Origin of the sequence: Algoriphagus aurantiacus (assembly GCF_035156405.1) — a bacterium.
Classification (GTDB): Bacteria; Bacteroidota; Bacteroidia; order Cytophagales; family Cyclobacteriaceae; genus Algoriphagus; species Algoriphagus aurantiacus.
The window spans coordinates 1-14,612 of record NZ_JAXRUT010000024.1; the positions used below are offsets into that span (position 1 = coordinate 1).

The window sequence follows — 14,612 nt, forward strand, 5'->3', positions numbered from 1 at the left end:
TCCTGCCACTTACAGAACAGGGAATAGTACGCTTCGTTGCTTGTCTTTTTCATCCTGCAACATTATACATTCAGGACTCAACTATCAATATGGTTTTGTCGGATGCATACATTTATAGCTATAGGGTTGTTTCTCATCTTCCAGATAAGTTTGATTTTTATCAAGGGATTTTTTACAAAAGATGAAAAACAAACTTTACCCACTGATCATTTTAATATTCATTTTCATCAAGTCAGTAGTTGGGATGCAGAAAGGATCTCCAATGAATTAGAAAAAAATTATTACCGGATAACAGAGGATCTTCAAGCACCTAAACACCCTAAAGTTCAGGTTTATATTCATCCAAATAACGAAGAATTTCGAAGTGAAGTCGGCTTTGATGCTTATGGAGCAATTAAAGGAGTTGACACTTTGCATTTATTATATACAGGTTTTCCATTTAGTTTGATGATGTCCATGGAAAAAGGTGCAATTCATGAATTCACGCATAACGTAACTTTAAATATCCTTATACAAGACGCAATCAGCAGTGGAAAAATTTCATCTATTGTAGGCTTCGATAGCCTTTATTCTCAAGATGGTAAACGGTTTGATGAGATTTACCCACGCTGGATATGGGAATCTATTGCCGTATATGAAGCAGATCAATTAAACATGTTTTCCTTATACATGTCTCTTAAAGATGGGTTTCCTACCTTAAAGGCACTAAATGAACCAAATAATTTAGTCTATAATGTAGGCTACACTTTGATTGATTTTATAGTCCATCAATGGGGAAAAGAAAAACTCTTAGATCTTATAAAAAATAATGGGGATATAAATTCAACTTTAGGTTTGACTGATGTGGAGTTTGAAAAGCAGTGGGAACTGTATGTGAAAGATAAATTCTGGATATTATGAGAATAGTAAAGCCAGTTCATAACGCACAAAATAACTGGTATTCGTCAGTTTACTATCTTTCAGTTCCCGCTACAGCATTCTTGTAGGTGGACAAGTATGTAGCCCAATGGTTTATAGCTATTATGGAATTGCGTTTGAAATAACAAAATTAAATTCTAATGTATTAATTCTTAAAACTGGAGAAAGAATAACGAATTGCAATAAACCCAGCAGGCAGGCATATACCTAATATTTAAAATTTTTCAATCTGTTGGGCCTTATCAGAAAAGGCAAGAAAATATCAAGGCATTATGAACAGGGGTCTGCTCTATTATTTTGGATCCTATCTAGGAACTACCCAGGTAAGCATTAGCAGGATCAGGGCGGTATTTTAGGTCTTTCCATTGATATTGCAGCATTAAAAAAATGGAATTATAATTCCAAAGACTTTCAAAACTTAAAAAGTTGCCCTATTCAACTAATAGTCAAAAAAGTTGAACCTAATAAAAATATTATAGTAAAGTTTACAGAATATAATTCCTTTCTATAATTTTAAATAAGCTACCTGTAAGCCCTGTCTTCGCTAATGGACGAAAAGCAACTAAAGACTGGGGGTTATTGTATGCAAATCTGACTAAATATTTAAACTTTTCTACCAACCTAAATTTTTTAAAATATGAAAAATAATGAAACAATGATGCAGTATTTTCATTGGTATTATGGAAATAAGATTAGTGATCCCGACTTATGGGTTAGGGTTGGGGACGAAGCCGAAAATTTATCAAAAATGGGTGTAACTGCTCTGTGGTTGCCACCTGCATTTAAAGCTGATTCCTTCAATCCGGGCGGAAACACTATCAATGAACAATACAGTGTTGGATATGATTTATACGATTTGTATGACCTGGGCGAATTTAACCAAAAAGGCGCTATCCGTACCAAATACGGCACCAAAGATCAATATATAACCGCCATTCAAAAAGCACATACACACGGAATTGATATTTATGCTGACGTAATATTTAATCATAAGGCTGGAGCTGATGATACGGAATGGGTGGATGCTTCGCGGGTTGCGGAACACGACAGAAATTTTGTAATTGAAGACGAACTATGGATTGAAGCATGGACCCAATTTAAATTTGAGGGACGTGCCGAAGCCTATTCTGATTTTAAATGGTGTTACCGACACTTTGACGGGGTAGACTGGGCTGCTAATCTGGATCCCCAACATGCCAAAGGCATCTTCAAATTTAATAGAATAGGCAAGGATTGGGAGAAATTGGTATCGGGTGAGTATGGCAATTATGATTACCTGATGTTTTCTGATATTGATATGAATGGTCCGGAGGTTCGTACAGAACTGGCCCGATGGGCTAAGTGGTTCCTGAAATTTACCGGTGTTAATGGTTTCAGGCTAGATGCAGTGAAGCACATTCAATTCAGCTTTTTTCGGGACTGGATTAGATTCTTAAAAAAGGAATATCCTGATTTGTTTTTTGTGGGTGAATACTGGAGTTACGATGTCAATAATCTGAAGTTTTACATTGAAAACACCGCAGAATGCATGTCATTGTTTGACGCGCCGTTGCAAAATAATTTTTATAACGCTTCACGTACACCCTGGGGAGGGTATGATATGCGGTCCATACTGGACAATACTTTGGTAAAAGACTGCCCGACCCTGGCAGTTACCCTTGTTGACAACCATGACACCCAACCCTGCCAAGCACTGGAACATTGGGTAGATTGGTGGTTTAAGCCATTGGCCTATGCTATTATCTTATTAAGAAAGGATGGATACCCATCGGTATTTTACCCCGATCTATATAGCGCGGAATACGAGGACAAAAACTTGCATATAAGCCTTGTCGTGGTACCCAATATTCAAAAGCTGATGCTTGCAAGAAAACAATTTGCCTATGGAAATCAATATGATTATTTTGATGATAGAAACGCAATAGGTTGGATCAGAGAGGGGGATGCAGAACATATTGGCAGTGGAATGGGTGTACTGCTTACCAATGGCCCTGAAGCAACAAAGTGGATGAAAATAGGTGAAAAATACGCAGGGAAAATGCTCTACGATTTTTTGGGAAATAGTAATGGAACTATTACAGTAAATAATGAGGGTTGGGCACCATTCCGTGTTAATGGAGGTTCGGTTTCGGTATGGGTTTTTCAGGACTAAAATGAAGAAAATTGCCCTTAATAAACTACGGTAGGAGGATAAGAATGTAGCCTCAAAATCCAGCACTTGACATAGCCGAAAACGTTTGCTATAATAATTATTGAGAAAAAACCCATTGAAATATGAAAAATGTGATTAATTCCCTGAATTACTTTGGACTTGTTAGTCTGATTACTTTGCTTGTTTCATGTAATAGCAGTGACCAAACAGAATTTAATCCAATCCCCATAGGTGAGGGAAAGTTGGAAGTAGATGGAGGAAGTATCTGGTATAAAGTTTCAGGTGAGGGATCTAACTCACCTGTTGTACTATTACATGGTGGTCCTGGATACTCTAGTTTCTATCTTAAACCTTTGGAGGAATTAGGGAGCAGTCGTCAGATCATACGATACGATCAATTAGGATCTGGAAAATCTGATTTTGTAAGTGACACAAGTTTATTCACTATAAGTCATTTCGTGGAGGAGCTCGAATCGTTAAGGAATCATCTTAAGGTTGAGAAGTGGCATGTATTAGGTCACTCCTGGGGTACTGTCTTGGCTTTTGAATATTATAGAAAATATCCTTCTAGGGTAAATTCGTTGATTTTGGGCAGTCCTTGTATTGATATAAATGCATGGGAGCAAAGCACTAACCAACTTCTCCAATCGTTGCCCGATTCACTTCAAAAGGCTGTTGTCCAAGCTGATTCAACAGGCATATATGATGATCCGCTTTATGAAGTGGCAATCAATACTTTTAATAATAAATACGTATGGGGTAAAAATCCAATAGAAATGGAATTGGATAGCATGGTTAACACTGCCAACTTATCAATTTACAACTTCATGTGGGGACCCAGTGAATTCAGTATAACTGGAACACTGAAAAATTACAATGCATTGAATACAATGCAAGACATTGATATCCCAACTTTATTCACAGTTGGTGAGTTTGATGAAATCCAACCATCGTTCGTACGTGAAATGGCTACAAAATTTAAAAATTCGAAGGTCGAAGTATTCCCAAATTCAAGTCACTTGACTACTTGGGATGCTCCTGAACAGAATATTAAAGTAGTACATGATTTTCTAACGGAATTGGACTCTAATATAACAGCTAACAATAGATAGAATACTATAAAACGCATTATCCCTGACCGGTGAGTATCATCAGTAAATGAATTCCTAATCAGAAAAGAGGTATTCAATTTTGATATTGTAATTCTAACAACCTTAAATCGTTAAAGAATGAAAATAAATGACTACGTTTTTGAACTAATCGAAAAAGGAAAGGGTGAGACAGTTGTATTTGTGCATGGCTCAGTAAGTGATTACAGAACATGGCAAAAACAGCAAGAAGAGTTCAGTAAACGCCACCATACAATTTCATATAGTAGAAGATTCCATTGGCCAAATGAACAGATATCTGAACATGAGGATTATTCCATAAATCAACATATGGAGGATTTAGAAGCTTTGATAAAAAAGCTGAATGTTCCTGTCCATCTAATAGGTCATTCATATGGAGCCTTTATCTGTTTGTTATTAGCAATGAAATCCCCTCATGTAATCAATAGTTTGGTTTTATCAGAACCTCCTATTATTACGTTATATGTGAGCAACTCTCCAAAACCACTGGAAATTTTGAAATTACTTTTTTCAAGACCAAGAACAGCAATAGCCTTAATTAAATTAGGAGTAAAAGGAATTGAACCCGCAACTAAGGAGGTGAAAAGTGGCAATATGAAAAAAGCAATTGAAATTTTTGGGAAAGCTACACTTGGTTCGGATACTTATAAAAATTTATCTGATTTAAGAATGGAGCAAGTATACAGCAATGCCATAAAAGCTGAATTTGTCGGATCAGGGTTTCCGCACTTAGATATAAATAAAATTAGAGAAATTAAAATTCCAACATTATTAGTTTCTGGACGAAACACTCCAAAAATATTTCATTTCCTTTTGGGTAGATTAATGGAATTATTACCTAAAGTTGAACGAAAAATTATCGAAGGTGCTTCTCATATTTCTCATGAAGATAATGCACTTGATTACAATAAGACAGTTTTATCATTTATTGAAAAACATAGTCCCTGACTTATAATGAGACGGATTAAACGCCTATAAACAACCTTTCTTAACAACTATTTTTCTAATAATAAAACCTGGGCAATATGAAATATGGATTAATAGCAATTTTCGTATTGGCAGTGTTGAGTTGTACTAATGACAACCTAGATATGGTCAATTCACCTGATTTAAGGGGAGAATGGATAGCATTAAATACAAAAACTGACACATTGTCTTTTGAGACACTTAATGGTCAGAAATTCATGGTTTTAAAAAGAGCGGAACGTACATTTACAGGACTTTACGAATACAAGCTTTTACCAATCGATCAAATATCAATTAAATGGACTTTAGCAAGTACTTATAATACATACAATGACTATTACTTCAAACTGTTAGGTGACAAATTAAAAATAGGAAATTTTTATGACTCACCATCTGGGACAATTTTGACTTTTCAAAAATTAAAATAAGGAGTGAGTTTATTTTAACAGGCGACACCTACTGCTGGCAACAGTATGAATGTAAACATTGCAAGCGCGAATAGATAATTTGGAGCTTAGTTAGACTACTAACTTTAGTGACCTAGTATACTCTGTTTGCAACCTGTACGTAACATGCGTGGATTCTGGGACAGACTATCCAGAGAATCGGGATTCCCCAGTGCTTAAGGGACATTAATTACGAATAATTTCTAATAATGGTGTTATAAATACTTCGTATTTCACCCGTTGGAACGACCATTTTTTTGGTCTATATTCACTATTCAAGGCAAACACAATGTGTATAATTTATTGAACGACTTATACAGGGGTAATAGCACCTTATTCCATAAGGAATTGTACTTTTACATAATACTGACAAAACTTGTTTTATTTTAAATTAAAACACTTGAAACATGAATAGCCAAGAAATCGCTATGAGAATAGCAAGTGGGCGAACCGATACAGTACTTGAACTACTCACTTTACCTAATTGGAAAGAACTAATTATCTCAGATGAGCCAAGTCTGTTTCAGTGGTTAATTTTCTATGATGATGTAACTGGACTCAGGTTAGTTGAAAAAGAAGGGCTTGATGTAAAGTCATTAAATCTAAACAATGACTTATGTGATGCGGCATTTTTTGGACATTGGAAAACTTGTGATTTTTTGCTAAAGAGAGGTGCAGATGTAAATTATCAACATCCAAGTAACAGTGAATCTCCTTTACACTGTGCCCTTTGTAAAGCTGGACGTCCTTATTATCAAAATGTCGTTCGACTTCTCCTTGAGTGTGGAGCAGATGTAAACCTTGCCACCAATCCAAATTTGGAAACTGGCTCATTTATGAGAGATGTTAAAACATGCGGAGAAACACCTTTACACCGTGCTGCTGCTTATGCTGATGAGGAAACAATTAGACTATTGTTAGATCGTGGTGCAGATAAAGAAAAAAGGGATTCTAATGGAGATACTCCCTTGGCTTGGGGAAGTATACATTTAAGACCGGCAAAAATACTTTCACTATTATGTTATGGAGAACATAAAATCGGTAAAAACACTATGTCTTCAATGATTAGTGATCATGGAAATGGATGGGGCAATGGAATGGAAAATAAATTTATTGGACAATTTATTCGAGAATGATTACGATTAAAAGTATAATTTGTAGCTAACTGAATTAGATAACAAATAGAAGGAATGTAAGAATAAAAATGCATGATGGTGCAGTCGCCTAGGTAAAGGGATATCACCCCTAAACCTCTCACAGAACCATTAATCAACACACTTATAATCAACCTATTAGGATGGATTTATTAGTAGAATAAAAATTAAGCAGATACAGCCCTGAGCTATAAGTCCACAGCTTTCCCCTGCTCAACGGTAATACGCTTACTCCACGAAGCACCGGTCTCAGCCCCCTCCTACGGCTCTCTTAAATGCGGCTTGTAATTCATAGGGCCAAAGAGACTTTATTCACGAAGACTTTCAATAGTAAATTTAAAACCAGCACTTGACGGTTATATAAACACGTTGCGCTTAATTAAAAAAAATGAGGCAAAATCAGCCAACCCCACTAAGCACCCCTTTTGAATTCGAAGTAAATCCCTGGAAGACTAAATTATTCCGTTAATTTATTTTAGAATAGCATTATTCAGCATAAAAACCCAAAATGGAATGAAGTTTCTCACAGCACAGATTACACTTTTTTTACAGAATAAACCTGACCGAAAAAACCTTAGGTTATTGTTTAATTTCTTGCTGATCCTCGCGGGTATGATTACGGTTTTCTCGGTGATTTTTCATCTTTTGATGCAGAGTGAAGGACAATCCTTTTCATGGTTGACAGGATTCTATTGGACCCTGACTGTGATGTCCACCCTTGGATTTGGGGATATCACCTTCAACAGTGATTTGGGCCGTTTGTTTTCAATAATGGTCTTGCTTTCAGGGATGTTATTTTTGTTGGTTTTATTCCCTTTTACTTTCATCAATTTCTTTTATTCTCCTTGGATGAAAGCACAGGAACAAGCCCGTGTACCCAGAGAACTGCCAAAAAAAATGAAGGGACACATTATTTTGACCAGATATGGTCCAGTTACTGAAGCGCTGATCAAAAAGCTTGATCGATTTAAATACCATTACATTGTTTTAGTAACGGATCTTGCCGAAGGTCTGCGTCTTAGAGAATTGGGGGTAAATGTGATGTTAGGGGATTTGGTAGATCCACAGACCTATAGAAATGCGAGAGTTGAAAAAGCTGCTTTGGTAGCGACCACCGAATCCGATGTACTCAACACCAATGTTGCTTTTACAGTAAGGGGAATCAGCAAAGAGGTCATCATCATCTCCACTGCAAATACCGAAGAGGCAGTAGATATTTTGGAACTGGCAGGAAGTAATAATGTGCTTCGGTTGGGCGAAACAATGGGCTTAATTCTTTCGAGACGTGCTAATGCCGGAGATGCCTGTGCACATGTTGTGGGACGTTTTGGGGATTTGCAGATTGCAGAAGCCTTGGTGACCGGATCATCATTGGTTGGGCTTTCCTTAAAAGATACTGCATTGAGACAAAAAGTTGGGGTAAGTGTTGTAGGTATTTGGGAACGGGGAAACTTCCAGACTGCGAGACCAGATACACTTATTTCTCAAAGCACTGTGTTAGTATTGGCAGGATCTGAGCATGAGATCGAATTGTACAACAAGACATTTGGTGTAAAAGTAGAGTTAAATGCTCCCGTTTTGATTTTGGGAGGAGGCAGGGTAGGCAGGGCTACCGCGAAGGCATTGTCTGCCAGGAACTTGGAATACAAGGTTGTCGAAAAAGACAGTGCTCGGGTAAGTGATAAGAAAAATACGATTATTGGAGATGCCTCAGATATTGAAGTCCTGCAGGAAGCAGGGATAATGGATTCGCCATGTGTGATCATTACCACCCATGATGATGATGTCAATGTATACCTCACAATTTACTGCAGATTAATCCGACCTGATATCCAAATTATTACCCGCGCAACTTTGGAAAGGAATTTGGGAAATATGCATCGGGCAGGCGCAGATTTTGTAATTTCTTATGCTTCCCTGGGAGCCAACACTATTCTGAATTTGCTCCAAAGAAGTGATATCCTGATGGTAGCGGAGGGCCTCGACCTTATCAAGGTAAAAATCCCCAAACAAATCATAGGGAAACAAATCAAAGAAACCTCCATTCGACAAGAAACAGGGTGTACCATTATCGCCATTCGAACCGATGAAGAAATGACTATCAATCCTGATCCATCCATGGTATTACCAAATGATGCTGAAATTATATTGATCGGTACCGTCGAAGCAGAAAATCTGTTCTTCAAGATCTATGAATCAAATTAGTCAGTGAATGCTTGGGGGAATAATGAGGAAATCATCATAAATTAAGAAAGCTCTCAATTTTCTTTGACACTTTTGGAATCTGTGCTAATTCAATAAATTATTGAAAATAACAATTGAATATTCACATAATAGATTAACCCCAAAATATGCATCAACAATTCTATTGAGGCCTGTAATTACTTAAAAATCAGCCTCTACGTCACTGTTTTCGGCCCTACCTGCCTTTAGGTTCACCATATCCGTGGCGGACTCAGTCTCCAAACAGCCTGATTCGTGTACTATAAGCCCACAACCTTCCCCGATCTTACACATCCTACTAGAGCATAAAAAAGCCTTCCGAAAATTCCGGAAGGCTCTGTTCTAGATTTTTACTACCTGATTACTTTGTCTTCGGCAGCACGTTGGAAATCAAGGATACTTTTTCAATCGGTTCTGAAGCATTGGAATAAATTCTCACTACAGAATTTTGCTTGCCCATTTTACCTGCTGAATTGAAAGAAACTTTGATCTCTGAGGATTTACCTGGAGCAATTGGATCTTTAGGCCAGCTTGGAACTGTACATCCACACGTTGCTGCTACATTTGAAATGATCAAGGGTGCCGATCCAGTATTTGTAAGTTCAAATGTGTGCTCTACTTTATCTCCTTGTGTGATGTCACCGAAATCAATTGATTTTTCTTTGAAAGTGATAGCTGCACCACTTTGTTCTTGAGCATTGGCATTGAATGCAAATACCAAAGCAAAGACGGTAAATAGTACTCCTAATTTTTTCATGGCTATTATTATTTGGTTTTCAAATATTCAACTTTTTGAGTCAACTTCAAAATAACGGATTTCTATACTTTATAGATGTCTTCAATAGGGATTGTATGGAAAATACCTTGCCAAAAACACTTTTTAAAGCTATTGTTTCTAAAAACTATCCAAATCCAAATCCTCTGCTTCCTTTGGCTTAACAAAGAAAGTCGGCGCAAAATTCACTAAATAAAGTTCCTCTGTAGCTCTGGTTATAGCTGTATAAAGCCATCTCGTGAAATCCTTATCCACTTGATTTTCTGGCAAGTAACCCTGGTCTACAAAAACTGCCTTCCACTGTCCACCTTGCGCCTTGTGACAAGTCAGGGCATAGGCAAATTTGATCTGCAAGGCATTCAGAAAAGGATCTTTCCTGATCAATTCTTTACGTTCCACTTTACTTGCTACATCTGCATAATCTTCCGACACTTGCTGGTAAAGACTTCTGTATTGATCCCGCGTCAGCGAAGGACTGGGGGAATAAAGCGTATCAAGAATCACTTTTGCCTCAAAATGAGGTTCTTCTGGATAGTCCAACAGCCTAAGTTCGAGTGTGGCAAACCGCAGACCGTAAAACTCCTCAAAAGAGCGGATTTTCATCACCTCAGCCATATCGCCATTTGCAAGAAAATTCACCTTTTCGGACTCAGCCATATATGTGTAATTGTTCTTCACTATCATCAACAAATCCCCTGAGCTGATTTCATCCTCGAAAAAATGGATCGTTCGTCGGATGTATAGATTGTATTGTACAGCTGCCTTATTTGATCTGGTGATGATAGTTGTATTCTCAGTATGAAACTTATCGTAAGCGTACCTCAGGCCATCCTCCAGTCGCTCTCCGGTCATTTTGAAGGTATCTTTGAACTGATTGGTACTGATCTTAATTTCTTGCTTCTCCTGCTGCAATTGATACCTCAGGTTGGTAGCATTATAAAGAATACCTGATTCCAAGCGCTGCCGCATCACCTCGGTCAATTCAATAAAGTCTGCATCCAATCGGAAATGTCTCAACAAGTAATCAGCTTCGAGGGCAGGGCTAAATTCACTTCCCACAGGCGGAAGCTGGGCGGTATCCCCTACTAAGATTAACCGGTTATTCTGTCCATGAAAAACAAAGCTGATCAAATCCCCAAGCAAATTGCCTGACATCCCACCGTCATCAGCCAGCATGGATGATTCATCGATTATAAAGACGGTGTCCTTGTAATAATTCTTTTGTAGAATAAAACCACCTCCCAAACTCCCATCTTCAGCTTTTGGCTTGTAGATAATCTTGTGAATGGTATAAGCAGCACGTCCGCTATAATTACTCATCACTTTGGCAGCTCGTCCTGTGGGAGCCAATAATAATGAGCGCATAGACAATTTGGGGAGAGCTTTCACTAATGCTGAGATAACAGAGGTCTTACCCGTACCCGCATAGCCACGCAGGACGAACGTCGGCTTTTTCTCCGGCTCCATAAGGAGAAAGCAATCCATTTTGGAGAAAAAAGCAGCTTGTCCTGATGTAGGCTCAAATGGAAAATATTTACCCAGCAATGCCGAAGGCCTCAGCAATGACTCATTATCTTTACTCATACAAACGAATGTAAATGCCTAAAGACAAAATCAGCAAGGAAATCGAAGCTAAATTCGGAAATCATCTCAGATCACGTGTAAATGGTATTCTCATCGAAGATGAAAAAATCCTGATGATCAAACATTTAATGGGAAATGGGAAGATTATGTGGTCAGTTCCAGGTGGTGGAATGCATTTTGGCCAGAGCGCTTCAGAAAATTTAAAACGAGAGTTTTCTGAAGAAACTAGCCTAGATATAGAAGTAAAAGAGTATCTTTTCGTCTACGAATACCTTGCTGCGCCACTTCATGCGATGGAACATTTCTTTTGTGTGGAAAAAACCGGAGGAAATTTATCACTAGGTACGGATCCAGAGCTTTATCCAGACTCTCAAATACTAGAGGAAGTCAAATGGATGAGCATAAATGAAATCCGATCATTGCCTAATGAAGCCCTTCATCAAATCTTTTGGGGAATTAAATCCCTTGAGGACTTAGTATTGTTGCGAGGATATTTTAAATTTGGAAATAATTCTCTAAAATAGCACAAATTAATAACCATCAACCTTACCCAGATTCTTAAAATTTTAGCAAATGAATTTATCAAAAGTACTATCCCTGGTCTTCTTAGTAGTGGCAATTGGTCTAGGCTACCTTCTCTGGAAAGGTGTTGAAGACGTAGTTGAGGACGAAAAAAGAATCGCACTTGTAGAAGCAGCTATCATCGAAAAGTTGCAGATGCTCAGAGACGCAGAATTGGCATTTCAAGCTTCTAACGGAAGATATGCCGAGAACTGGAATGAATTGAAATCATTTATCCAAAATGGACAGATCTGGCTCATCCAAAGAACAGAGACCACTAAAATCCTTGATTACGGTGCGGAAGAAACTACTGTAGAGTTCGATACACTTGGTTCTGTGCCAGTAATCGATTCTTTGTTTAACGAAAGAAAATATCCTGACTTCAATCTTGATGGTCTTGTGGTAGTCCCAGGTTCTGGAGGAAAGCAGTTTGAATTCTTCGCAGATAAAGTAGAGAGAAATTCTTATGAAATCTCCGTATTTGAGATCAGAGATCCTGCTCCAATCAATCCAAAAAGAAGATTGAATAACAACGAAAAAGCCTTAAAAGTAGGTTCAAGAACAGATGCCTCTACCGAGGGTAACTGGAAATAAAACCTCCTATTTTGGAAAGTAACCTTAAAGTATTTAAAAGTGATAGGTTTGATGTGGAAGACGCAGCGAGCCTATCACTTTTTTTGTATCCAGATTCTCTATTCATTTTTGCGAAGGATAATAACCAGACCAATATTTGTATTCACGAATACATTAATTTCGATTGGGCATCTTTAGAGCAATTGGTGATATCAGATCATTTATTGAAAAATGACGTCCCTGCCAAAATCTATCTCCACCAACCTGATTTCTGTCTGGTTCCGGGAGTTTTATTTCAGCCTGGGCAAGAAGCATCCTACTTGTCATTTGCGAGCGAGCAGAAAGCCAATACCAGCTATTTCAATACCCCTCTGGACAGCAACAATCTGCAGGTACTTTCTGGTATCTCCAGTAAGCTAAAGAAATCACTTGAAGCCCGTTTTTCAGAGTTAACATTCCATCATGGGTCGGTTTCATTCCTGTCTTATTTGTTCAAGGAACGGTTTAATCTTATTGGACAAGAAATTCTGATCAGCATATTTGGAAATCAAATCTATGCAGCAGCATTTTCAAATCAGGAACTGGCTGTATTCAACATCTTCTCTATTGACTCCAAAGAGGATATTCTGAAATATGCGTTGATTCTCATCGAGCAGTTGAAATTTGATCGAAATCATGCGCGGGTCAGTCTTTTTGGAGCAACTGAAGAAAATGGGATTACTGAGGATTGGGGAAAGGGATACTTTCACCATTTTCGTCTATTGACTCCACATGCCAATCAGAATTTCACCCATGGATTCAAACATTTGAAGTCAGTTAATCTATTTGAGACCAATTGGCAATTTGATTAACCTATGAAACCAAAATGACCAAACTAATCACCAAATACACATGGCAATGATTAATTTGGTCATTAAAGGTTCCACCTGCCTGACGGCAGTCAGGTGCGACCCTTGATTAACAACACAACAGATGAAAAAAATTGCCATTTTCCCTGGCTCATTCGACCCATATACCCTCGGACACCACGATATTGTGATGAGGAGTCTGAATTTATTTGATGAGGTGATTATTGGGATTGGTTACAATTCCACCAAGAAATCCAGGTACTTTGAGATCGATGATATGGTGGCTAAAGTAGAAAGTGTATACGAAAATACACCTAGAGTCAAAGTCATCGTTTACAACGAACTAACCTCTACCCTAGCTAAAAAGCACAATGCCCAGTTTCTGATCAGAGGATTGAGAAATACTACTGATTTTGAATACGAGAACACCATCAGCCAGATGAATCGTTATTTAAATGCCGAATTGGAAACTGTGTTCCTGATTACTTCACCAAGATATGCAGCGATCAGCTCCACTATTATCCGTGAGGTACATCGTTTTGGAGGAGATGTGGAAGAATTCCTTCCTTATAATATCTGAGGTTTCAGATGGCTCTTGATGTAATGCTTAAAGAGATAACGCATCGATGGATAGGAATTGATTAAAGCGATTTTTGCGTCCCCCTCATAAAACCATCTGATATCCTCAATACCCTCTTCTTTCTGCGGGGTCATCTGAGCATCATTGATACAATCCATCTCAAACCAATACGTCTTCTTTAGGATACTTTTTCTGTCCTGCGTGTAGGTATGCCAAGTATTGCAGATTGGGTTGCCCGCTTTCACTTTTATGGCGCATTCTTCTTCCACTTCACGAACAGCACATTGCTTTGGAGTCTCCCCCTTATCGAATTTCCCTTTTGGAAAATCCCATTTTCCAAGCCGGAAAATCAGCAGTAACTTATCCTTTTTAGCAACTACCCCACCGGCAGCCTTTATGATAGAAAAGCGACTTTTCACAAACTTTTTCAAAGCAGCCTTATCCTTACTGACCAAAGTAATCGAGTCCAGGTCCTTCAGTTTTCGGGTACGTAGCAGATACAGCAGACGAATAATCAGATCATGAGAAGGCTCATGAAATAGAATATCATCTTTCCATGGTAAATGAGGAGGCAAGTCTTCTTGCTGCTCATATACAGAATCATAAGTCTTCGAAGGGTTCAGTTCCTCGTAGCTTATCAGGTCGAATGGTTTGTCATTCACGAAGATTCTCATATTGAATCAAAGATTTGGCGTGGTTGGA

15 protein-coding genes are annotated in these 14,612 nt (G+C 38.1%); 12 read left to right on the forward strand and 3 right to left on the reverse strand.

What is annotated here, in order from left to right; translation table 11 throughout:
* From SYJ56_RS19775 to SYJ56_RS19810, 8 genes are all read left to right on the forward strand, one after another.
* Positions 1–185, forward strand: a 185-nt coding sequence (locus SYJ56_RS19775; protein ID WP_323837186.1) for a hypothetical protein, incomplete at its 5' end; no start/stop codon positions are given.
* Positions 151–900, forward strand: coding sequence for a hypothetical protein (locus SYJ56_RS19780; RefSeq protein WP_323837188.1), 750 nt, complete (start codon positions 151–153; stop codon positions 898–900). The genes SYJ56_RS19775 and SYJ56_RS19780, both read left to right, overlap by 35 nt.
* A gap of 655 nt (positions 901–1,555) precedes the next feature.
* Positions 1,556–3,070, forward strand: a complete 1,515-nt coding sequence (locus SYJ56_RS19785) for an alpha-amylase (protein WP_323837190.1) — start codon at positions 1,556–1,558, stop codon at positions 3,068–3,070.
* A gap of 122 nt (positions 3,071–3,192) precedes the next feature.
* Entirely contained in the window at positions 3,193–4,182 is a 990-nt protein-coding gene (locus SYJ56_RS19790) for a proline iminopeptidase-family hydrolase (protein WP_323837192.1), read from the forward strand.
* A 117-nt stretch (positions 4,183–4,299) separates the two neighbouring features.
* Positions 4,300–5,148 (forward strand): alpha/beta fold hydrolase, encoded by an 849-nt coding sequence (locus SYJ56_RS19795; protein ID WP_323837194.1) that lies wholly within the window; start codon positions 4,300–4,302, stop codon positions 5,146–5,148.
* A 77-nt stretch (positions 5,149–5,225) separates the two neighbouring features.
* Positions 5,226–5,594 carry a hypothetical protein gene (locus tag SYJ56_RS19800; protein ID WP_323837196.1) on the forward strand — a complete coding sequence of 123 codons (369 nt, stop codon included), beginning with the start codon at positions 5,226–5,228 and terminating at the stop codon, positions 5,592–5,594.
* A gap of 425 nt (positions 5,595–6,019) precedes the next feature.
* On the forward strand, positions 6,020–6,748 hold the full coding sequence (locus SYJ56_RS19805) for an ankyrin repeat domain-containing protein (RefSeq protein WP_323837198.1): 729 nt from the start codon (positions 6,020–6,022) through the stop codon (positions 6,746–6,748).
* Between the two features lie 531 nt (positions 6,749–7,279).
* Positions 7,280–8,971: a potassium channel family protein gene (locus SYJ56_RS19810; protein ID WP_323837200.1), complete on the forward strand. Its 1,692-nt coding sequence runs from the start codon at positions 7,280–7,282 to the stop codon at positions 8,969–8,971.
* Between the two features lie 379 nt (positions 8,972–9,350).
* On the opposite strand, the gene SYJ56_RS19815 is transcribed toward SYJ56_RS19810, so the two are convergent.
* Complete coding sequence (locus SYJ56_RS19815; RefSeq protein WP_323837202.1) at positions 9,351–9,746, reverse strand: DUF1573 domain-containing protein; 396 nt, start codon at positions 9,744–9,746, stop codon at positions 9,351–9,353.
* 138 nt (positions 9,747–9,884) lie between these two features.
* The gene (locus SYJ56_RS19820; protein ID WP_323837204.1) at positions 9,885–11,348 is read right to left on the reverse strand and encodes an ATP-dependent DNA helicase; all 1,464 of its coding nucleotides are present in this window, start codon (positions 11,346–11,348) and stop codon (positions 9,885–9,887) included.
* A 14-nt stretch (positions 11,349–11,362) separates the two neighbouring features.
* Here SYJ56_RS19820 and SYJ56_RS19825 point away from each other — a divergent pair, with 14 nt between their 5' ends.
* From SYJ56_RS19825 to coaD, 4 genes are all read left to right on the forward strand, one after another.
* Positions 11,363–11,872 carry an NUDIX hydrolase gene (locus SYJ56_RS19825; protein ID WP_323837205.1) on the forward strand — a complete coding sequence of 170 codons (510 nt, stop codon included), beginning with the start codon at positions 11,363–11,365 and terminating at the stop codon, positions 11,870–11,872.
* A 49-nt stretch (positions 11,873–11,921) separates the two neighbouring features.
* Positions 11,922–12,503 carry a hypothetical protein gene (locus SYJ56_RS19830; protein ID WP_323837206.1) on the forward strand — a complete coding sequence of 194 codons (582 nt, stop codon included), beginning with the start codon at positions 11,922–11,924 and terminating at the stop codon, positions 12,501–12,503.
* Between the two features lie 11 nt (positions 12,504–12,514).
* Entirely contained in the window at positions 12,515–13,333 is an 819-nt protein-coding gene (locus SYJ56_RS19835; RefSeq protein ID WP_323837207.1) for a DUF3822 family protein, read from the forward strand.
* Positions 13,334–13,454: 121 nt separating this feature from the next.
* Positions 13,455–13,910: a pantetheine-phosphate adenylyltransferase gene (gene coaD / locus SYJ56_RS19840; RefSeq protein ID WP_323837208.1), complete on the forward strand. Its 456-nt coding sequence runs from the start codon at positions 13,455–13,457 to the stop codon at positions 13,908–13,910.
* Here coaD and SYJ56_RS19845 read toward each other — a convergent pair.
* Complete coding sequence (locus SYJ56_RS19845; protein ID WP_323837209.1) at positions 13,898–14,584, reverse strand: NUDIX hydrolase; 687 nt, start codon at positions 14,582–14,584, stop codon at positions 13,898–13,900. The two genes, coaD and SYJ56_RS19845, sit on opposite strands and share 13 nt — an antisense overlap.
* Between the last annotated feature and the right edge of the window lie 28 nt (positions 14,585–14,612).

Bases quoted from the DNA above. Each gene is read 5' to 3' on its own strand.
- SYJ56_RS19785 (WP_323837190.1), top strand. From the start codon at position 1,556: ATGAAAAATAATGAAACAATGATGCAGTATTTTCATTGGTATTATGGA.
- SYJ56_RS19790 (WP_323837192.1), top strand. From the start codon at position 3,193: ATGAAAAATGTGATTAATTCCCTGAATTACTTTGGACTTGTTAGTCTG.
- SYJ56_RS19795 (WP_323837194.1), top strand. From the start codon at position 4,300: ATGAAAATAAATGACTACGTTTTTGAACTAATCGAAAAAGGAAAGGGT.
- SYJ56_RS19800 (WP_323837196.1), top strand. From the start codon at position 5,226: ATGAAATATGGATTAATAGCAATTTTCGTATTGGCAGTGTTGAGTTGT.
- SYJ56_RS19805 (WP_323837198.1), top strand. From the start codon at position 6,020: ATGAATAGCCAAGAAATCGCTATGAGAATAGCAAGTGGGCGAACCGAT.
- SYJ56_RS19810 (WP_323837200.1), top strand. From the start codon at position 7,280: ATGAAGTTTCTCACAGCACAGATTACACTTTTTTTACAGAATAAACCT.
- SYJ56_RS19815 (WP_323837202.1), bottom strand. From the start codon at position 9,746: ATGAAAAAATTAGGAGTACTATTTACCGTCTTTGCTTTGGTATTTGCA.
- SYJ56_RS19820 (WP_323837204.1), bottom strand. From the start codon at position 11,348: ATGAGTAAAGATAATGAGTCATTGCTGAGGCCTTCGGCATTGCTGGGT.
- SYJ56_RS19825 (WP_323837205.1), top strand. From the start codon at position 11,363: ATGCCTAAAGACAAAATCAGCAAGGAAATCGAAGCTAAATTCGGAAAT.
- SYJ56_RS19830 (WP_323837206.1), top strand. From the start codon at position 11,922: ATGAATTTATCAAAAGTACTATCCCTGGTCTTCTTAGTAGTGGCAATT.
- coaD (WP_323837208.1), top strand. From the start codon at position 13,455: ATGAAAAAAATTGCCATTTTCCCTGGCTCATTCGACCCATATACCCTC.
- SYJ56_RS19845 (WP_323837209.1), bottom strand. From the start codon at position 14,584: ATGAGAATCTTCGTGAATGACAAACCATTCGACCTGATAAGCTACGAG.